Genomic DNA, 20,205 nt, shown 5'->3' with positions numbered 1-20,205 from the left:
TTTATTAATTAACTATTTAATTATACTTTGTTAACGGCTAGATTTATTTCTAGACGACGAACGTTTTGAACTTGATGAAGGTCTAGACGTTCTTGATTTTGTTTTTTTACTTGTAGTTGCTACTCTTTTTTGATTTCTTGGAGCACTACTTTTTACCGTTCTATTGGCACGCGTTCTTGGTGTGCTTGCACTACTATTTCTAGTCCTTGTGTTTCTAGTCGTTACATTTCTACTCGGTCTTGGTGTAGATGTAGTTGCAAGTGCTCTTGTTCTTGGAGTAGACGTAGTCGTATTATTTCTAGTACGTGTTCTAGGCGCAGAAGTAGTAATAGTGTTCCCTGTTCTAGTTCTTGGTGTAGATGCTACACGAGTTCTTCCTTTTGTTCTAGAAGCATAACTTCTGTTTCTTGATACTGTATTTCCTCTTCGGCTTGCAACAGCAGTCGTACGTCTGTAATTGTTAGCATACGGTCTATCATATCTGTAACGAATAGGACTATAATATTGTCTGTAAGGTCTATTAAAAACGACGCAGTAGTTGTAATTAGGTACTGCATAATATCTATGCCAAGATCTAAAAACATAAGCTCTGTTATAAATATTTATGTAACCGGTGCAATAATCGAAGGCATTAAATCTATTATAATGAACAAATAATCCACCAACACTATTAACATAACCTCTATTGTTATAGTTTATTCGAACATTGCCAGCTTGGCTAATTCTTCCATAATAATCGTAAAATATAGGTGTATTTTCAATTTGAATAATGGCTCCAAATTCGTCATATTGCACATAAGAACCATAATCGTAACCAGAGTTAAAGCTAATATTTACATTTTGATTACCAATTGATGTATTTATTCTCGGTCCATAATTAGGTATGTGGAAATCAAATTGCCCATCGGCATATATTGAAAACTCGATACTTTGCTCATTAAAAATAAAGGACTTTCCATAACCTCTATAAGAAGTGGAAGTATTGGTTTCTAAAGTGTTCAGATTGTTAGTGTCGTCTGCATTTACAGTAAAACTCGTTAGAAGTAAAGCTGAAAATAAATAGATTAAGTGTTTCATAATGTTTGTGTTTAAGATTGAATACTAGCTAAAATGCAAGCATCGTGCCAAAACGGAAACGGTGTAGTTTTGTAAACTGAAGAATAACACGTAGTTTCGCGTTATTCTTAAATTAAGCAAGTAAATATGTCTTTTAAAAAATTAAATCCAGAAATTTTAGAAGCTTTAGAGATTAATAAATTTGAAGCACCAACACCATTACAAAAAAAGGCATTACCCATAATAAAGGGAGGAGCAAACGTTTTTTGTATTGGTAGTAAAGGCTGCGGAAAAACAACGGCTATTATTATTAGTGTAATGCAAAAACTAAAATGTAAAGCAGAAGGAGATGCTCCACGTGCTTTAATTTTAGTAGAGACCAAAATTCAAGCTCTAAAACTTAAAGAAGAATTCGAGAAATTTGTAAAACCGAGAACACTTAGAATTTATACAGCTTACGACGAGCAAACGTTAGACCAACAACGCGAAGAAATTTATTACGGACAAGATATTTTAATTGCCACTCCAAAACGTTTAAATAAATTGTATTTGTTGAATAGTTTAGATTTAAGCCAATTAAAGTTATACGTTTTAGAAGATGCGGAATTTGCTGAGAAAGGCTTGTATTTTGCTGCGATTAATCGTATTCCAGAAAGTATAGACAAATGTCAATACCTTGTTTTTGCTGAAAAATTAAGCCCAAGGTTAAAACGTTTTGAAGAAACGTTTATGTATCCTTCACAAATTATAAAGGTTTAGTAATTGAACACTTATTTATAAAATAAAATCCCACAAACCGTAGTCTGTGGGATTTTTCAATTTATATAATTTAGAAAGTATTACTTTTTTTTCTTCAATTTTTTATTTTTTTTCTGCTTTTTAACTTTTCCATTTTTCTTGTAATAATAATGGTCGTCATCATTATCCCAATCGTTACCCCAATCGTTATCTTGTTGATGAGCGTAATCGAAATGGTTTGTAGAACAGGATGATCCGCCACAAATACCACAACCTTGATTATGGAAGTTTACTTGACCAATAAGTCTTATTAATTGCCCTCGTCTGTTGTATTTTAATTGTAAACCGCCAACTTGAGTTAAAACACCTCTACGGTTATATCTTATATATACACTACCTAAACGTCTAACTTGTCCAATACGGTTGTAGTTTACAAACACATTACCAATACGTCTAACTTTACCGCTAGTATCGTGAGTAATTAGTATTCCTCTAGTTCTTGGTCTTGTGTATTTTACAAGCGTTCTTGGAGCACCATATGTGCTATTTATAGAACGTCTTCTTGTGTTTGATCGTCTGTAATACCCATTGCCGTAACCATGATCATAATGGTTGTCTTCAATATGTGTGTTAAAATCGAAAGTTCCATCTGGAAATATTAAAAATTCAACACCACGTTCAGTAAACTGAATTGGTTGTGTGTAATAATTGTAGCGATTACTTGTTAAATCTTCACCTGCTATATCAAGACCTTGTGTCTGGATTACAGATTCAAATTTCTCTGCTGCTGTTACTGTTGTTAATCCAATTAACAAACCTGTAAATAATAGTACTAATTTTTTCATAGTATTACGGTTTTAGATTTTATACGAACTTCCAAACGATTTGGAATGGCTTTGTAGCCTTCGCAATATGTCTATATACTTTCAATTCACGTGCCAAAGTTGTTAGGTGTTGTTTTGGTGGTGGTTTAAGTTACTTGTTATGTGGATTGTTTTTCCTATTTTTATACTTACAAACAACTATTTCATGCCTAAAGAAATTAAAAACTGTAAAAATTGTGAGCAACCATTTTTTGAAGCTTATGAGTTTTGTCCACATTGTGGGCAAAAAGATAAAGATGAGTTGACTATTAGTTTGTTATTTTATAACACAATTAGTAATTATTTTTCTTTTGATGCTCGGTTTTTTAAAAGTTTTATTCCGCTATTAATTAAACCTGGTTATTTAGCAAGAAAATTTATTGAAGGCAAACGCTTACTGTATTTGCATCCAGCACAAATGTATTTATTTATTTCTGTGGTATTTTTCTTTTTGTTTCAATTTTCGGCAACTGAACATAAAAAAAGTTTAGATGAAGTTGCAAAAAAGGAAAACTTAGAAGCGCCAGTAATTGAGTCTATTGATGTAGCAAAGGTTTTAGATTCTTTAAATCTAAAAAACAATGTTTTAAAGTCCTTAAAAGATCAAAATTTGCTTGGAGAAGAGGATCTTAAAAATGTAGCAAAACTAGATTCGTTAATAAAAAAAGAGGCTAAAAAGGATAATTTGTCTTTGGATTTTGATATTTTAAAACTCGATTCTTTAATAACGGTAAGTGCACCTAATGAAACGATCTATAAAGCTATGGGAATGGCTGAAGATGCGGGTAGTGTTAAGAAAAAATTCTATGCACAGATGCTGCGTTTTTATAAAAAACGTGATTTAGGATCTATGTATTTAACAGCAATTGCAACCATACCAATTCTTTTGTTTTTCTTATTACCGGTTTTTGCTTTTCTACTTAAGATATTCTTTTTTAAACGCGGAACTTATGCTCATCATTTGGTATTTAGTTTTTACTTCTTTTCGTTTTTGTTTACTGTTTTTAGCTTAATATTAATGGTAAATTTTATTTGGCAAGTGCCAATTCCCGTAGTTTGGATACTTTGTTTGTCTACATTTATTTATTTGCTAATTTCAATAAAGCGATTTTATGATAAAGGTTGGTTTGTAAGTTTTATAAAAACAGGGTTTATAACATTTATATACTTCATGTTAATATTTTTAGTGGCAGTGCCATTACTTTTATTATTCTCGTTTTATAATTATTAAAAACAAAAGCCTTAAAGTTTTTTCTTTAAATACTTCCCGGTTTCAGAAGTTTTAATTTGTACAATTTCTTCTGGTGTGCCAAAAGCAACTAGTTGTCCACCATATTCCCAATTGTTGGACCTAAATCTATAATATGATTTGCACATTTAATAAGTTCAAGGTTATGCTCTATTTCAATTAAGGCATTAAAAGGTTTTAATAGTTTTTGTATATCAGGAAAATGCAATTCAGTTGTAGGCTCAACAAAAATAAAACAGACTTATTTAACGTATTTAGCCTAATTCTAATAGCTGATTTTATTGTATAAACAATAGATTGGATAGATTGGTTAATTGCAGTATCAATCATTATTTGTCTTTTTCTGGCATTGAAAAGATTTTTCTAACAAGTTTGGTTTTAAGGCTCTCTTTTAAAGCTTTTATGTCTAACAGGTTATTTTTCCTGCAGCAATAATAGCAGGAGTTATTGTGTTTAGTTTTGTAGTTGTTTTTTATTTGTGAAGCACTGTTTTAAAAATTACGAAACAATCTTTGTTTGTAAGCATTTTAAAATCTGTTTTTGGAAATTTTTTTTTTAAATTGTAGTTTTTTTATTCGTAATTTTTGTTGAATTATTTGCTTTCATGCCTTATTAGACTCTGCGTGCCAAATAGGAATGCTTAGAAATTTACTTAGCGTTTTGGAATCATCAATAATTCCAGAAAGATTTGAATGATCTACTACATTAATTCTATCCCCATTTTTTAATACAATATTCAACTCGAAACTTTTAAATCTGCTATCTTCATCTATTATAGTTTCTCCAATTATCTGTAATGCTACAATGTTGTTTAATTTTATGATTGCATCTGTTTTAGATGAAATATTTTTATAGCCTCTGTAATAGAGATTAGTTGTTTTATCAAAACCATGTGGTGAAAAGTAATTAAATAATAAATACAAACTAAAACAGAAAAACAACAATCCAAAGCCTACAAACCAAATTTGGTTAAACTCCCATTTATCAGTATTGCTTGTTATTAAGCTATACAGAGGGAAACTTGTAAAACAAGTACTAAAGAGTGTAAAAGCACTTGTGAATAATGCTAAACCAATACTAGGCTTTATAAGAAATTTGTTATTGGTTTTTTTATAAAGTACATGTGTTTCAAAATTAGATCCACCTTCAGAAATAGGAGTTACAGCGGTGTTTCTTTTTATGTTTTCAATATCCAATAGACTACAGTTTTTCCTTTAAATATTTCCCAGTTTCTGAAGCTTTAATTTGTACAATTTCTTCAGGTGTGCCAAAAGCAACTAGTTGTCCACCATATTCTCCACCTGTTGGACCTAAATCTATAATATGATCAGCACATTTAATGAGTTCAAGGTTATGTTCTACTACAATTATAGAATGCCCTTTTTCAATTAAGGCATTAAAAGATTTTAATAATTTTTGTATATCATGAAAATGCAATCCAGTTGTAGGTTCATCAAAAATAAATAGGGCTGTTTCTTTAGTGTTCCCTTTTCCTAAAAATGACGCTAACTTAATACGCTGTGCTTCTCCACCAGATAGCGTAGAAGAGCTTTGACCAAGAGTAACATAACCTAAACCTACATCTTGCAAAGGTTGTAATTTGGTTTTTATTTTAGTAACGTGATTAGCATCAAAAAAAGAAATAGCGTCGTCGATGGTCATGTTTAGTATATCATCAATGTTTTTATCTGCAAAAGTCACTTCAAGCACTTCTTTTTTAAAACGTTTGCCTTTACAGGTTTCACACTCTAAATGAACATCTGCCATAAATTGCATTTCTATAGTTACTTGTCCTTCTCCTTTACAGGTTTCACAACGTCCACCATCTACATTAAAACTAAAATGTTTTGCTGCATAATTTCTAATAATACTTAGTTTTTGTTTGCTGTAAAGTGCGCGAATATCATCGTATGCCTTTATATAAGTTACTGGGTTTGATCTTGATGAACGACCAATAGGATTTTGATCTACAAACTCAATATGTTTAATATTACTAAAGTTTCCTTTTAATTCTGAAAACTGACCAGGTTTATCTCCAAACCCAGTAAGTTTTTTTGAGATTGCAGGAAATAATATTTTCTTTACTAAAGTACTTTTTCCACTTCCTGAAACTCCAGTGATTACAGTTAACATGCCTAAAGGAAAGCTAACATCTATGTTTTTTAAGTTGTTTTCACGAGCACCTTTTATTTCAATACTATATTTAGAAGTGCGTCGTTTCTTAGGTACCTTAATTTTTAGTGTTTCATTCAAATATTGAGCAGTTAACGAATCTGATGCTATAATGTCTTCAAACGTTCCTGTAGCAACTACGTGACCACCAAAAGTTCCTGCTTCTGGTCCAATATCAATAATCTCGTCGGCTTCTTTCATGATATCTTCATCATGTTCTACAACAATTACTGTATTTCCTAAATCCCTTAGTGCTTTTAATACCAAGATTAATCTTTCGGTATCTTTTGGGTGTAAGCCAATACTAGGTTCGTCTAGAATGTACATTGATCCAACAAGGCTGCTGCCTAGAGATGTTGCTAAATTAATTCGCTGACTTTCTCCACCAGATAATGTATTCGACTTTCTATTTAAGGTTAAATAATCTAAACCAACATTAGATAAAAAAGCTAAACGGTTTTCAATTTCTTTTAATAAACGTTTTGCAATAGTAGTATCGTGATCGTTAAGTTTTAATTGTTTAAAGAAAACACCTAGCTTATCTAGAGGCATTTCAACCAAATCTGTTAAAGTGAAATTGCTAATTTTTACATAATTAGCTTCTGGTCTTAAACGTTTTCCACTACAAGCTTTACATTTTGTTTTTCCTCTGTAACGTGATAGCATTACTCGGTTTTGAATTTTATAGGCTTTACTTTCTAACGCAGTAAAAAATGAATTTAGACCTTCAAAATATTTGTTTCCAGTCCAAATTAGATTTTGATCTTTTTTAGTTAATTCAAAATAAGGTTTGTGAATTGGGAATTCGAATTTATGAGAGTTATTTACCAATTGATCGCGATACCAGCTCATGCTTTCTCCTCTCCAAGGAAAAATAGCGTTTTCGTAAACAGATAATGCTGTATTTGGAATTACTAAATCATCATCAATACCAATAACATCGCCATAACCTTCGCACTTAGGGCATGCACCATAAGGATTATTAAAACTAAACAGATGAACATTTGGTTCTAAAAAGGTAATACCGTCCAATTCAAATTTATTAGAAAACTGTCGTTTAGTATTATCGTTTAATTGTTCGATAAAACATTCTCCTTTACCTTCAAAAAATGCAGTTTGAATGGCATCTGCTAATCTATTGAAGAAATCTTCGTCATTTTTGGTGATAATTCTATCTACAACTAAAAAAAGGTCTTTTGTTTTTTCGGTAATACCTTTCGCTTTATCTAAACGTATTACTTCTCCATTGGCCTGAATTCTGGCATAACCTTGTGCATTTAATGCTTTAAGTTTGTCACTCATTTCACGACCTTCTTCTAGATGAATAGGAGCGAGTAGGAGGAGTTTTTCGCCGTCAGCTATAGATTTTACATAATTTAGAACATCTGTAATATTATCTTTTTTTACTTCTTGTCCAGAAACAGGTGAATATGTTCTTCCAATTCTAGCGAATAATAATTTAAAATAATCGTAAATTTCTGTTGTTGTGCCAACGGTTGAACGCGGATTAGTAGAATTTACTTTTTGCTCAATTGCAATAGCAGGCGCAATGCCTTTTATATAATCTACTTTCGGTTTATTTAAACGTCCTAAAAACTGTCGAGCATAACTAGAAAGACTTTCGACATAGCGTCTTTGGCCTTCAGCATACAATGTATCGAATGCTAAACTAGACTTTCCAGAACCAGATAAACCTGTTATAACTACCAATTTATTTCTTGGTATTACAACATCGATGTTTTTTAAGTTATGCAATCTTGCACCCTTTATAATGATGTTGTGTTTAGGGTTTGCCTCGGAAAGCTTAGTGTTCATAAGTGTTTTGATCTAAAATAGGAACAAAGATAACACTTAAAATGGAGCTTATAAAAAAGATTATTGTGTAATAAAATGTTAAAAATTAATTTTTTTTTGTTTTTTAGGAATGTTTGTTGTTATATTTACCTCAATATTAATAAACTAATTGTTAAGCCTATATCATAATATTACTTTTTAAATTAATTAACCCAAGCTGGAGCCTTAACTTCTGCTTTAAAAAGTAATGATTATGCGACAAGAACTTATCTCGGACGCTACTTTAGTTAGTAGTTACATGAAAGGCGACGAATCTTCCTTAGAAGTTTTAATTAAAAGACACAAACAACGTATTTATAGCTTTATCTATTCAAAAGTTTATGATAGAGATGTTGCTGAAGATGTTTTTCAAGACACCTTTATCAAGGTTATTCGTACGCTTAAAAGAGGGAAATATAACGAAGAAGGTAAGTTTTTACCTTGGGTTATGCGTATTTCTCATAATTTGGTTATCGATCATTTTAGAAAAAATAATCGTATGCCTAAGTTTCAAAACAGTGGAGATTTTAGTATTTTTTCTGTATTGAGTGATACGAGTTTAAATGCTGAAAAAGCCCTTATTAAAGATCAAGTTGAAGCGGATGTTAGACGCCTAATTGAAGAGTTACCAGACGACCAAAAGGAAGTTTTAGTAATGCGAATGTATCAAGACATGAGCTTTAAAGAAATTTCTGAACGTACGGGAGTTAGCATTAATACAGCATTAGGGCGTATGCGTTATGCCTTAATTAATATGCGTAAAGTAATAGAAAAACATAATATTATATTGACTAATTAATGGTTGTACAATATTATAGTAAATATTGCGTTATCTATTTGAATAAACAAAACAAATACATGGCAAAAATTTACTCTGAAAATTCTAAAACAAACAAAAAAATGATCCCAAAAGATGAAACCATTAGTTTCATTCTTAATTACTCCAAGGCTTTAAGTGTTATAAGTTATAAAAAAATGAAGTTTGAAGCACTTCTGAATTAGACTAATAAATCCTGATTATTATATAATTAGGATTTTTTTTTGAATTGTAATTCTAAATAGTTTTGCGTTCTTAAATATTCTTTTCTAAGCGCTTCTAAATGGGTAATCACTTTGTTACTATTTGAATATTCCGGTTTTAAGCAGTTTTTTAAATTATCGTCGTAAACGGTAAGTAAAATATACCATTTTCCTTTTCTTGCAGTGTAGTTGTCTTCAAAAAGTTTAGAGTTACCACTAGATTCTCTTTTAGCATCTATAATAACGAATGGTAAATTAACAGTTTTCGTTTCTCTTTCTGTTTCGCTGTACGACAAATAATAAGTTTTGTTGTGTAATTTAAAAGGGATATTAGCTCCAACATCTATGTGTTTTAAATCAAATTTCGCATTTAAATAATCGTAAAACGCTCCATCATCTTTTGGGTCATTAAATACAAACGATGTCGTTTTTGGTAGCTTCCTTTTAAACTTCTTTGCTACTACTATTTTATAATTTTCAATATCCGGTGCAATTTTTACAGGTATACAAGAAGAAATCAATAGCGCCAAAACAAAAATTACAAGATGGTTTTTCATGGATTAGATTTTCTTCTATACATCAACTATTAGACCGTTTTAGTTTCTTGTTATTAATACAAGGTTTTAAAGTAATACTAAATATTCTTGTTTTAAGCTCCTTCTTTCAGTTGTAGGAATGTGGGTTTGATTTTAGCTAAACTTGTATGGTTTCTAGAAAAAGACGAACTACTGTAATTCAACTTATATGATTTTCATTAAACCTTATTTTTAAATGTTTATTGAAAATCAATTTTGTATTCTTCTACTTCCTAGATTTTTCATAATCTTTTAAAACAGTACTTCTTCCTATAGTTTTAGTAATAATATCTTTGTCTAAATCCCAACCACGAGCTGGAGAATACTCTCTACCATACCAAATAATTTGAAGATGTAAATCGTTCCAAGTCTCTTTTGGGAATAGTCGTTTCGCATCTTTTTCTGTTTGCGTAACATTTTTTCCATTTGTTAAATTCCATCTATACATTAATCTGTGAATATGTGTATCTACAGGAAAAGCAGGCACGCCAAAAGCTTGAGACATTACAACGCTTGCCGTTTTGTGTCCAACAGCAGGAAGTTCTTCTAAGTATTCAAAACTCTGTGGTACTTCTCCATTATGTTTGTCTAAAAGAATATGAGACAATCCATGAATGCCTTTACTTTTCATTGGTGATAATCCACAAGGTCTAATAATGGATTTTATCTCTTCAACACTCATTTTTATCATATCGTGTGGATTATCCGCTTTAGCAAAGAGTAGAGGTGTAATTTTGTTTACACGAACATCTGTACATTGTGCTGATAATAAGACAGCAATTAATAATGTGTATGGGTCTTTATGATCTAATGGAATAGGAATTTCCGGATATAATGTATTTAACGTATTTATAACAAAATCCACCTTTTCTTGTTTAGTCATTAGTTGTATTTTTGGTATGAAAGAAATAAAATCAAAATTACAACTATGAAATGAGCATAACTAATAATTTTAAGTACCGATAAAAATTGTTGTTAAGTGAATTACATTTCACCAAATTATAAAAATAAAAGAAAAAATGAATACATTAAAACAAGGAGATAAAGTTCCAGATTTTACAGTAAACGATCAAGATGGAAACCCAGTGTCTTTAAAGGATTATAAAGGAAAGAAATTAGTAGTCTTCTTTTACCCAAAAGCGAGTACGCCTGGTTGTACAGCAGAAGCCTGCAATTTAACAGATAATTACAAAACGTTACAAGATAAAGGTTATGAGGTTTTAGGAGTGAGTGCGGATAGTGAAAAAAGACAAGCCAATTTTAAGGCTAAATATAAATTCCCATTTCCTTTATTAGCAGACGAAAACAAAGAAGTTATTGAAGCTTTTGGAGTTTGGGGATTAAAAAAGTTTATGGGTAAAGAGTACGATGGCATCCATAGAAAAACCTTTTTAGTAGACGGAAATGGAGTAGTAGCTCATGTTATAGATAAAGTAAAGACTAAAGATCATGCTGCGCAAATTCTTGATTTATAGCATAACGAAATAAATAAATGTATAAATGAAACACTCTTTTTTAGGAGTGTTTTTTTAGTAGAAAACTTTTCTAATACTTATAAAGACGAAAACCATTAAGGTGTAAATTAAAAAGAATGGAATAATAAATTGTTTAAAGCCTAAAACCAATAGGACAGCAATAATTAGTAATTGAAATCCTAATCCAAAAGTTGAAATACTCATCATCAACCAATTAGGGAATATTTTGCCTTTGCTAGCATTATGGTCTAGTTTGTAAATAATACTATCAAAAACACCATAAAGAATTTTATATAATCTAAAAAGTACGTTTACATGCTTTTGCTTTTCTCCTTTTAATGCTATTGGTGTTTTATCTTCAAACACACGACTAGTAGTGTCTCCATCGAACTTGTTTCTTAAAATAACATAGTAGTAATTGTATAGCGTTCCTTGTAATTGTAAGCCTAAAAAGGCTAAAAGAGTAAGCCAAATATTAGTATCTGTTACATACCAAATTGTAATAAAAATGAAAAAATTTAAAATTATATCCGCAACAGAATCTAAAAACCGTCCCGTGTAAGATGGTGTTTGTTTAACACGAGCCAATTCTCCATCTGCAGCATCTAAAATTGATTTTAAAATTAGAAAAAATGCAGCTAGCCAATAACTATTATTAAGTATACAATAAATGGCTATTAACCCAGAAATTATAAATCCTATAGTAACATGAATAGGTGTGAAAGAGGTGTTTTTTAAAGCGTTTGCAATGACTCTTGCTATAGGTCTTCCGTAATCTGAAAGATCAATAAATTTATGCTCCTTTGGTAGTTTGGACATTTTTTTTCATAGAAATCTGTACTGCGGAATATACCAGGTTTTGTATTGTATTAAGGATTGCAAAGATACAACAAGACTATTGATTACTTTAATAGTTAAAACAATAAAAGCCAATAATATTATTTTAATGCCATTGGCTTTTATTTAATTTTATATCTTATAACTAAACCCAAGGCTAATATTACGACCAATATTAAATATACCATCACCCTTTAAGCGTGATAAATGATTGATATAGCTTTTATTAGTTAAATTAGTGCCAGCTACAGAGAAAGACAATTGTTTGTTAAATACTCTAAAATCACCACCAAAACCAAAGCTTAGTAAAGCAAAGTTATCTGTAGGCGTTTCAAAATCGCTTACGTTGTTTTGCGTAAACGTGTTTCTTAGTGTAACAAAAGTATAACCTTTAGTAATCCAATTTTTATTAAATTCTATGCGAATAGTATTTGTTAAACTGTTAGCAGGTATTAAAGGCAAATAATCACCATTATCTTGCTTTCCAGTTACAGTCTCAAAACTAGATTCGAAATGCAGCCAGTCTAAAGGATGTGGATGCAAGTGTAAACCTATTTCTCCACCATATAGATTAGCATTTTGTTGCAAATAGTTAAATACGGGATCGCCATCAACAAAAGTACCATTTGGAGTTAAATAAATATAGTTATTTATACTATTGTAAAAGCCATTTGCGAAAATTTCAATATGATCATTTTTGTACTCTAAGGCTAAATCTGATTGAAAATTTTGTTCGTTTTCCAAATCAATATTTCCAATTTCAAATCGGTTTGTCCCTTCGTGAGAACCAAAACTAGTAAGTTCTGCTAAATTTGGTGCTCTAAAACCTGAAGCTACATTTAATCTGGCAACAATATTCTTTGTCAGATTTGTTTTTGCCCCAATAGCACCATTTATACTATTAAAATCTCTTGTAAAGCCATTTAAAACATTAATGTTTCTTTTATCGAAACGTGCTCCTAATTGCACATCTACTTTATCAAAATGAATGTGTGAAGTTGCTAAAACACCAAAATCGTTAGTAGTTGCATCTGGAATTAATTGCTCTTCACCATAATTTGTATTGATTTGGTGCATACCTTGTATGCCAACGATTGTTTCAAACTTTCCAAGTGTAGGCAAATTATATTTAATATTATAATTTGCTGTTTTTAGCTTCATATGTAACGCAGCAGCTACTATCTCGTCTTCCTGTTCTTCATCTTCATGAGCTTCTTCCTCATGTTCTTCATCGCCATGGTGTTCTTCAAATTCTTTTCTGTCATTATACGTGTAACCTAGGCTTACATCTAAGCTCGAATTATTAAAAAAAACTTTAGATTTAGAACTAAAAATATGATTTGTTAAATCTTGATATGGTAATAAGGGTGTTCTAGCTGTAGATTGTTCACCAATTTCTTCTGGTAATCCTAATTTTGAATGATTAATATTGTAGCGGAATTCGGTTTTAAAACCCTCTTTTTGATAGCCTAAACCTGCTTTAAAATCTTGTTCTCTAAAGCGCGAATTGGTAACACGATAATTTTCAGTGTTATAATCTGAATGTTCTGCGAGACTTCCTCTAAACAGAAATTTAAAATGGTCTGAAGACGCTTTGTAACCTGCATTTGTACTATAGCCTTTGGTATTGCTAAAATAGTTTGCGTTAAAATCTGCAGCTGTAGTGTTTTGAACAGCAAAACGTTCAGGGTTAATGTATAATACACCACCAAGTGCATCGCTACCATAGAGTAGAGAAGCGGGTCCTTTTATAACTTCTATGCTCTCAACTCCAGAGCTATTTATTCCCAATCCATGTTCGCCACCAAATTGCTGGTTCTCTAATCTAACACCTTGCGCATACATTAATACACGATTAGAACTTAATCCACGTATTACTGGTTTTCCAATACTTAGTCCTGTAGAAATACTTTCTACGCCTGCTATTGATGTTATACCATCAGCTAAAGTTACAGCTCCATTTTGTCTTAAAGTAGTCATGCTTTCGCGCTCTACTTTCATAACATTATCACGCTGTAATTTATGAAAAGGAGTTGAGATAATGAGTTCTTCCATTTCTATTGCTGAAGGATTAAGAGTAATTTTTAAATCACTATCTAAAGGGAGATTTACAGTTTTAGAAATAGTTTCAAAACCAATCATTGAAAAAATAATGGTTTGATTACCTTCTGGTAATCCAGAAAGACTAAATAATCCTTCGCTATTTGTTGTTGTACCTTTTTCGAGTTGTGCAAAATAAATGGTTACAAACTCTAAAGGTTCTTGAGTTTCATTATTGGTAATAGAACCTGTAATACTATGTTGTGCTAATAAGCAATTAGTTGCTAAAAATGTAGCCACTATAATAAGATATTTCATATTTATTATTTTAATTTAAAAGTAATGTTGCTGAATAAAATAGTTTATTCAACTTAAAAAAACGACTATTAAATTAAATGCGGTGGTCCACGGAGTGAGAATGGTAAACGCTGAAAATCGCTTACAAATTGATATTGAGAAGTTGTTATTTTGTAATTGAGTTCATGAAAAATAATTTTTGAAGGTCTTAAAATAAATGAAAATGCAGTATTTAATTTAAACTTGTAAAATTCACAGTCTATCTCTACTTCATGAAAATGAGTGTCTGAAGTATTGGTGCACACTTCATGTTTATGGTCTTCAAAAACATGTACGAATTTAATAACAGAAGGCAAAACAATAGCAACTAATAGTAGCATGACGATACTTTTAATTACTATATGTAATGTTTTATTTTCCATTTAATCTAAAAATTTACCTAAGCCAAAACGACGTAACATTTTCTTTTCGAACTCCCAGAAAAATTTACCTTGACCAAGTAAATAACCAAAAGTTACCAATAAAATTTGATAAAATATAAGTCCAATGATAATATATAAAATCCAATAGACAACAGCATTTAAGTTTTCTTTAGTAATTCCTAAAAACATAATAAAAGGTCGTCCAACAAATATTGAAGAAGAACCAGTTATAGCAAAAACAATAAAAATTCTTATAATTTCCCAACGCTGCTTAACAATCCATTTATTTTCTAACTTTTTGAAAAGAAATAGAACCAATTTTAAAAGGAAATAAGTAATTATTAACCCAAATATAATTTGGAAGGCGATATGGTATTCTTTTAAAAATATCCCTGCTAGTTTATAGCTTGAATATAAAAGACCTAGAAAACCTATTAAAGGAAATAGTAGTTGCCAGTTTTTTGTGATTTCCCAATGTTTTTTAAATTGCTCCATTACTTAAAATTTGAAGCTGCAAATATAATTTAATTCTGAGGAACTCTTGTGCCTAAAAGATTTTGGTTGTACCTATTTTGAAAATAAATAAAGTAATTATACATTTTATAATTAACATCGTAGCCATAATTTATACCTTGCCTATAATTAATTTCCATTTCGTATAAATTTGAATTGAAACGTGAAGGCATTAATACGCGTCTGTTCCATTCTTGAACAAAACGTATGTTTCTACTCTCCATAAAGCTTTGAGTGTAAAACCCTTCTGGTTTAGCAGTAGAAGAGAGGTATGATCCAAAACCAGGTTCTATAATTATGACATCATACTCAAGGTTGTCTCCCGAAATTCTAATGGTATCTCCTTTTTTTACTTGAACGGCTTGATTTTTTTGTGTTGTACTTTCTTTTGCAGAGCTACAAGCGAAAACCATTGCTATAATAGTAACTAAAAAGAGCGCGTTTTTCATGAATTTTATTTTTATAAAAATACGAATTATTAAGCTTAGTATTAGCATTATAAACAAAAAGAGCCAAACCTTAGTTTGACTCTTTTATATATATTATTTCAAAGTACAATAAAATTTACTTTCCGAAAAGGCCTCCTAATATGCCTCCAATTCCACCTTTTCCCTGAGTCGCTTGTCTTAAGAACATTCCAGCAACGTCATCAATAATGCTGCCATCTCCATCGCTATCTAACATTTTTTCAAGAAAAGTTTGCTCATGAGTAACTGGTCCTGAATTACTGCCACCACCAAGTAAACCACCAAGCAAACCACTTAGATCTCCTGCAGAACTTACTTTGTTTTGACTAGCTTGTTTTCCTAAAACACCCATTAAAATTGGTGCAGCAACTTTTAATATATCAGCAACTGCTCCAGAATCCATACCAGCTTTTTGTCCTAAAACTTGTTCTACACCCGTTCTTTTATCTCCTAATATGTGACCTAATATATTATTACCATCTTGCTTAACTTCTTCATTTACGCCACCACCAAATAAACCACCAAGGTTATCTAAGATATTACCATTGTGTTTTCCTTGAATTGCTCCCATAAGTACTTCTGCTCCTTTTGGAGTAGATGCATTACGTTCCATTGCCTTCATTAAAACAGGTAAAGCCATGCTTAATAAGCCGCTTGTTTTTCCTTCGTCTTGTCCTGTAGATCCAGCAACACCACTAATTATTGATTTCCCTAAATCACTTCCTAATAAATCTAAAATCCCTGACATTCTTTTAATATTGTTTTAAGTTATTATTGTTTTGAAAAGGTACACAAAAAAAAGCCTTAACGTTAATATTAAGGCTTTGCATTTTGTTTTATTTCGAAATTATACGGATAAACAGTTAGTTTTTATCGTTGAGTAGCAAGTTTTTTATTTGTGTTGCTAATTCAACACCAATGCGATCTTGAGCTTCGTTAGTTGCTGCTCCAATATGAGGCGTTAATGATATTTTTGGATTCATTAGTACTTGAACAGCAGGAGTTGGTTCATCTTGAAACGTATCTAAACCTGCAAATGCAACTTTACCACTATCTAATGCCTTAACTAATTCAACTTCATTTACAACACCACCACGAGCGGCATTTATAATTGCAGAACCATCTTTCATGAGATCAAATTGTGCTTTACCAATTACATAATCTTTTTGTGCAGGTACATGAAGCGTAACAAAGTCTGATTGTTTTAAAACGTCATCCATTGGTTGCGTTTTAATATTGAAGTGTACTGATTGGCCATCGAAAAATGTAACAGCAACATCTGCAGCATCCATAAATTTATCTGCGGCAATTACTTTCATACCAACACCTAAACCTATTTTAGCAACTTCTTGACCAATACGACCAAAACCAATGATACCAAGTGTCTTACCTCTTAGTTCAATACCTTTCGCGTAATTTTTCTTTAATTTTTTAAATTGAGTATCACCATCTAATGGCATGTTTCTATTAGAATCGTATAGGTAACGAACACCGGTAAAAAGATGGGCAAAAACTAATTCTGCAACAGACTGTGAAGAAGCTGCTGGAGTATTAATGACATGCAGTCCTTTATCGCGTGCGTAATCTACATCTATATTATCCATACCAACACCGCCACGACCAATAATCTTTAAATCTGGACAAGCATCAATAACTTCTTTTCTTACCGTTGTTGCGCTACGCACCAAAACAACGCTAATTTTGTTTTCGTTAATATAGTTTGCCAATTGCTCTTGTGCGACCGTTGTTGTTGAAACTTCAAATCCTGCGCTTTCTAAAGCGTTAATTCCGCTTTGCGAAATACCATCGTTTGCTAATACTTTCATTTTTCTATCCCAACTCTTTCCAAGGGAAAGGGCTTTTTCAGGGTGAATTTTAGTTAATATTTATTTTCTAACAGTTCCTCCTTTTTATTGGAAGGATTGCGTATGGATTAAGCTTTACTTTCCAGCTCGCTCATAACTTCAACTAATACTTTTACACTATCAAGTGATAAAGCATTATACATTGATGCTCTGTAACCGCCAACACTTCTATGTCCATTTATACCATTAATACCAGCTTCTTGAACCATGGCTTCAAAGGTGTCTTTAAGGTTTTCGTTTTCTAAAGTAAAAGTTGCATTCATTTTAGATCGGTCTTCTTTAGCGGCATAGCCTTTAAAAAGCGGATTTAAATCAATTTCAGAATACATTACAATTGCTTTCTTCTCGTTTTCTTTTTCTATAGCTTTAATACCACCTAGATCTTTTAACCACTGCATAGTTAGCATAGAAGTATAAACTGCGAAAACAGGAGGTGTATTAAGCATACTTCCTTTTTCAATATGTGATTTGTAATCCATCATCGATGGAATTTTGCGAGATACTTGACCTAGAACATCTTCTTTTATTACAACTAAAGTTGTTCCTGCGGGACCCATATTTTTTTGAGCCCCTGCATATATTAAATCGAATTGAGAGAAATCTAATGTACGAGAGAAAATATCACTACTCATATCGCAAACTAAAGGAATATCTACTTTTGGAAAACTCTTCATTTGCGTACCAAAAATAGTATTGTTTGAAGTAACATGAAGATAATCGTAATCAGAAGGCACATCGTAGCCTTTAGGAATGTAATTGTAGTTAGCATTTTTAGATGAACCTACTTCGTACACATCGTCATATATTTTTGCTTCTTTTATGGCTTTGTCACTCCAAGTTCCTGTATTTAAATATCCAGCACGTTTTTCTAATAAATTAAGCGCAACCATTAAAAATTGTGTGCTAGCTCCACCTTGTAAAAACAAAGCTTTATAGCCTTTACCTTCTAATCCTAAAAGTTCTAATGCTAAAGCTCTTGCTTTTTCCATTACATCTACAAAAGGTTTACTTCTGTGTGAGATTTCTATTAAAGATAATCCGTTATCGAAATCTAATAAGGCTTCTGAAGCTTTTAAAATTACTTCTTTAGGTAATACGCAAGGTCCTGCGCTAAAATTGTGTCTTCTCATGGTATGCTGAATTTATTTTTCAGTATCTATTAATTATTCATTTTTAGTAAAAAAATGATTTAAATTTCAAGATTACAAAGGTGCTAAATAATGAACGTTTTTTTGTTATTAATATGATAATTTATCGGTTATAATTTTAATAAAAAAGCAATAGTATCTACATTATCTGCATAATCCCAAAGTTCTGGTTTTTGAGTGTGCCCAAATTGGATTTCATTTTCTGTGAAACCATTAGCCACTATGCATTGTATGTTGTCTGATTCGTTTTTTAATGTATTCTGAAGTGTTTCTGTATCACTGTAAAATTCATAAAACACTGTAGCTATTGGCGACGCAAAGCTTTTGTCTTCTTTAATCATAAGAAAACCATTTTCAAGCATATCAAATTCACTCATAATATAAACAGCTTTATTATAATCGTAATTATTAGCGTATTTCGCTTCATTTATTATTGGATGCCATTTATATATGGCTTCAAAAAAAGAATCGAAATTATAGTCTTTTGGTAAGAATAGTTTAGAAACATTTCTACAACCTAGACCGTAATATCTAAAAATATCTTCAGACAGGTTCTCGAGTTCTTCTTTAGTTTCGCTTCCAGAAAGTACAGATACAGAATTTCTGTTTTTTCTAATAATTGAAGGCTTGTTTTTGAAATAATATTCAAAATAGCGCGCAGTATTAGAGCTTCCCGTAGCAATTACTGCTTCGAAATTTTCTAATTGACCTTCTGTAAACTTTATCTTTCCTTTAAAATTGGGTTCTACATGTTCTAAATATTTAGCTAGAAAAGGCAATAAATGTTTATCATTAGAAGATTGCTTTACTATAACTGAATGACCAGAAATTAAGACTGATATGAAATCGTGAAAACCAACCAACGGAATATTTCCTGCCATAATAATAGCTACACTTTGAGTAGAATTATTGTTGAAGTTATAAGCTGATGTCCATTTTGTTAATTGATTTTTAGTTAAGGATTTAGACCATCCATTAAGAGAAAAAATAATATTAGCTTTTGTAAACCAACCATTGTATTCTTGTGCTAATTTTATTTGATGTTTAAAGCCATCGAAAAATAAATCATTATGTGGAATATTGTCTTGTTTCTCAAATTCTTCTATTGAAAATTGACTAATAAAAGCTCCTAATTTTGCGAAAGCGATAATTCTTTGTTGTAATTCCATTCTATACTTGCGTAATACTTGTTTAGTCGTTATTTTTGCAATTGCAAATTTACGCAAACTAAATAAAATAACTACTATGGCAATTATTATAACAGACGAATGTATAAATTGTGGAGCATGCGAGCCAGAATGCCCAAATACTGCAATTTATGAAGGAGCAGATGATTGGAGATATAAAGACGGAACAAGCTTAGAAGGTAATATCGTACTTACAGATGGTAAGGCTGTAGATGCAGACGAAGCGCAAGAGCCTATAAGTGATGAAGTTTATTATATTGTTCCAGGTAAATGTACAGAGTGTGTTGGATTTCATGAGGAGCCACAATGTGCAGCAGTTTGTCCTGTAGACTGTTGTGTACCTGACGACGAGCATGTAGAAACTGAAGAGGTGTTGTTAGGAAAACAGAAATTTATGCATCCTGATGGCTAAATGATTGATAATATACAAGTAATAATATTAAAAAAG

20 protein-coding genes and 1 pseudogene are annotated in these 20,205 nt (G+C 31.3%); 5 read left to right on the top strand and 16 right to left on the bottom strand.

Annotated elements, in window-relative coordinates; genetic code table 11:
• Positions 1-30: 30 nt before the first annotated feature.
• Positions 31-1,077, bottom strand: coding sequence for a hypothetical protein (locus tag RH82_RS05990; protein ID WP_034059042.1), 1,047 nt, complete (start codon positions 1,075-1,077; stop codon positions 31-33).
• A 126-nt stretch (positions 1,078-1,203) separates the two neighbouring features.
• Between RH82_RS05990 and RH82_RS05985 the strand changes: the two genes are divergently transcribed.
• Positions 1,204-1,815 (top strand): DEAD/DEAH box helicase, encoded by a 612-nt coding sequence (locus tag RH82_RS05985; protein ID WP_034059040.1) that lies wholly within the window; start codon positions 1,204-1,206, stop codon positions 1,813-1,815.
• Between the two features lie 80 nt (positions 1,816-1,895).
• Here RH82_RS05985 and RH82_RS05980 read toward each other — a convergent pair whose 3' ends face one another.
• Positions 1,896-2,639 (bottom strand): hypothetical protein, encoded by a 744-nt coding sequence (locus tag RH82_RS05980; protein WP_034059038.1) that lies wholly within the window; start codon positions 2,637-2,639, stop codon positions 1,896-1,898.
• A 184-nt stretch (positions 2,640-2,823) separates the two neighbouring features.
• On the opposite strand from RH82_RS05980, the gene RH82_RS05975 reads away from it, so the two are divergent.
• Positions 2,824-3,888 carry a DUF3667 domain-containing protein gene (locus RH82_RS05975; protein WP_034059067.1) on the top strand — a complete coding sequence of 355 codons (1,065 nt, stop codon included), beginning with the start codon at positions 2,824-2,826 and terminating at the stop codon, positions 3,886-3,888.
• 11 nt (positions 3,889-3,899) lie between these two features.
• On the opposite strand, the pseudogene RH82_RS18350 reads toward RH82_RS05975, so the two are convergent.
• The 3 genes and pseudogenes from RH82_RS18350 to uvrA form a co-directional block, all read right to left on the bottom strand.
• Positions 3,900-4,141, bottom strand: a pseudogene (locus RH82_RS18350) (hypothetical protein); the annotation flags it as partial.
• 367 nt (positions 4,142-4,508) lie between these two features.
• Complete coding sequence (locus tag RH82_RS05970) at positions 4,509-5,102, bottom strand: hypothetical protein (protein ID WP_034059037.1); 594 nt, start codon at positions 5,100-5,102, stop codon at positions 4,509-4,511.
• A 4-nt stretch (positions 5,103-5,106) separates the two neighbouring features.
• Positions 5,107-7,893 carry an excinuclease ABC subunit UvrA gene (gene uvrA, locus RH82_RS05965; protein ID WP_034059036.1) on the bottom strand — a complete coding sequence of 929 codons (2,787 nt, stop codon included), beginning with the start codon at positions 7,891-7,893 and terminating at the stop codon, positions 5,107-5,109.
• A 232-nt stretch (positions 7,894-8,125) separates the two neighbouring features.
• Between uvrA and RH82_RS05960 the strand changes: the two genes are divergently transcribed.
• Positions 8,126-8,710: an RNA polymerase sigma factor gene (locus tag RH82_RS05960; protein ID WP_034059066.1), complete on the top strand. Its 585-nt coding sequence runs from the start codon at positions 8,126-8,128 to the stop codon at positions 8,708-8,710.
• Between the two features lie 229 nt (positions 8,711-8,939).
• Here RH82_RS05960 and RH82_RS05955 read toward each other — a convergent pair whose 3' ends face one another.
• Both RH82_RS05955 and RH82_RS05950 read right to left on the bottom strand, forming a co-directional pair.
• Entirely contained in the window at positions 8,940-9,488 is a 549-nt protein-coding gene (locus RH82_RS05955) for a hypothetical protein (RefSeq protein ID WP_034059034.1), read from the bottom strand.
• 244 nt (positions 9,489-9,732) lie between these two features.
• Positions 9,733-10,389, bottom strand: a complete 657-nt coding sequence (locus RH82_RS05950; protein WP_034059033.1) for an endonuclease III domain-containing protein — start codon at positions 10,387-10,389, stop codon at positions 9,733-9,735.
• 136 nt (positions 10,390-10,525) lie between these two features.
• On the opposite strand from RH82_RS05950, the gene bcp reads away from it, so the two are divergent.
• Positions 10,526-10,981, top strand: coding sequence for a thioredoxin-dependent thiol peroxidase (gene bcp / locus RH82_RS05945; RefSeq protein ID WP_034059031.1), 456 nt, complete (start codon positions 10,526-10,528; stop codon positions 10,979-10,981).
• Positions 10,982-11,035: 54 nt separating this feature from the next.
• On the opposite strand, the gene RH82_RS05940 is transcribed toward bcp, so the two are convergent.
• The 9 genes from RH82_RS05940 to RH82_RS05900 all read right to left on the bottom strand — a co-directional run bounded on the left by RH82_RS05940 (position 11,036) and on the right by RH82_RS05900 (position 19,739).
• Positions 11,036-11,800, bottom strand: a complete 765-nt coding sequence (locus RH82_RS05940; protein WP_034059030.1) for a CDP-alcohol phosphatidyltransferase family protein — start codon at positions 11,798-11,800, stop codon at positions 11,036-11,038.
• Between the two features lie 150 nt (positions 11,801-11,950).
• Positions 11,951-14,176: a TonB-dependent receptor gene (locus tag RH82_RS05935; protein ID WP_034059027.1), complete on the bottom strand. Its 2,226-nt coding sequence runs from the start codon at positions 14,174-14,176 to the stop codon at positions 11,951-11,953.
• A gap of 68 nt (positions 14,177-14,244) precedes the next feature.
• Positions 14,245-14,577 carry a hypothetical protein gene (locus RH82_RS05930; RefSeq protein WP_241148012.1) on the bottom strand — a complete coding sequence of 111 codons (333 nt, stop codon included), beginning with the start codon at positions 14,575-14,577 and terminating at the stop codon, positions 14,245-14,247.
• On the bottom strand, positions 14,578-15,072 hold the full coding sequence (locus RH82_RS05925) for a DUF6787 family protein (protein WP_034059025.1): 495 nt from the start codon (positions 15,070-15,072) through the stop codon (positions 14,578-14,580).
• A gap of 29 nt (positions 15,073-15,101) precedes the next feature.
• Complete coding sequence (locus RH82_RS05920) at positions 15,102-15,539, bottom strand: DUF6146 family protein (RefSeq protein WP_034059024.1); 438 nt, start codon at positions 15,537-15,539, stop codon at positions 15,102-15,104.
• A 115-nt stretch (positions 15,540-15,654) separates the two neighbouring features.
• Positions 15,655-16,305, bottom strand: coding sequence for a DUF937 domain-containing protein (locus tag RH82_RS05915; RefSeq protein ID WP_034059023.1), 651 nt, complete (start codon positions 16,303-16,305; stop codon positions 15,655-15,657).
• Positions 16,306-16,420: 115 nt separating this feature from the next.
• Positions 16,421-17,383 (bottom strand): D-2-hydroxyacid dehydrogenase, encoded by a 963-nt coding sequence (locus tag RH82_RS05910; RefSeq protein ID WP_034059021.1) that lies wholly within the window; start codon positions 17,381-17,383, stop codon positions 16,421-16,423.
• Positions 17,384-17,490: 107 nt separating this feature from the next.
• Positions 17,491-18,552: a 3-phosphoserine/phosphohydroxythreonine transaminase gene (gene serC / locus RH82_RS05905; protein WP_034059019.1), complete on the bottom strand. Its 1,062-nt coding sequence runs from the start codon at positions 18,550-18,552 to the stop codon at positions 17,491-17,493.
• 128 nt (positions 18,553-18,680) lie between these two features.
• A complete protein-coding gene (locus RH82_RS05900) occupies positions 18,681-19,739 on the bottom strand; it encodes an acyl-CoA reductase (protein WP_034059063.1) in 1,059 nt (352 codons plus the stop codon).
• A 76-nt stretch (positions 19,740-19,815) separates the two neighbouring features.
• Here RH82_RS05900 and RH82_RS05895 point away from each other — a divergent pair, with 76 nt between their 5' ends.
• Positions 19,816-20,169 (top strand): 4Fe-4S dicluster domain-containing protein, encoded by a 354-nt coding sequence (locus RH82_RS05895; protein ID WP_034059018.1) that lies wholly within the window; start codon positions 19,816-19,818, stop codon positions 20,167-20,169.
• Positions 20,170-20,205 lie beyond the last annotated feature (36 nt).

Source organism: Lacinutrix jangbogonensis (genome assembly GCF_000797445.1).
Lineage (GTDB): Bacteria > Bacteroidota > Bacteroidia > Flavobacteriales > Flavobacteriaceae > Lacinutrix > Lacinutrix jangbogonensis.
The sequence above is the reverse complement of the archived record's forward strand: the minus strand, read 5'-3'. Positions and strand labels throughout refer to the sequence as shown.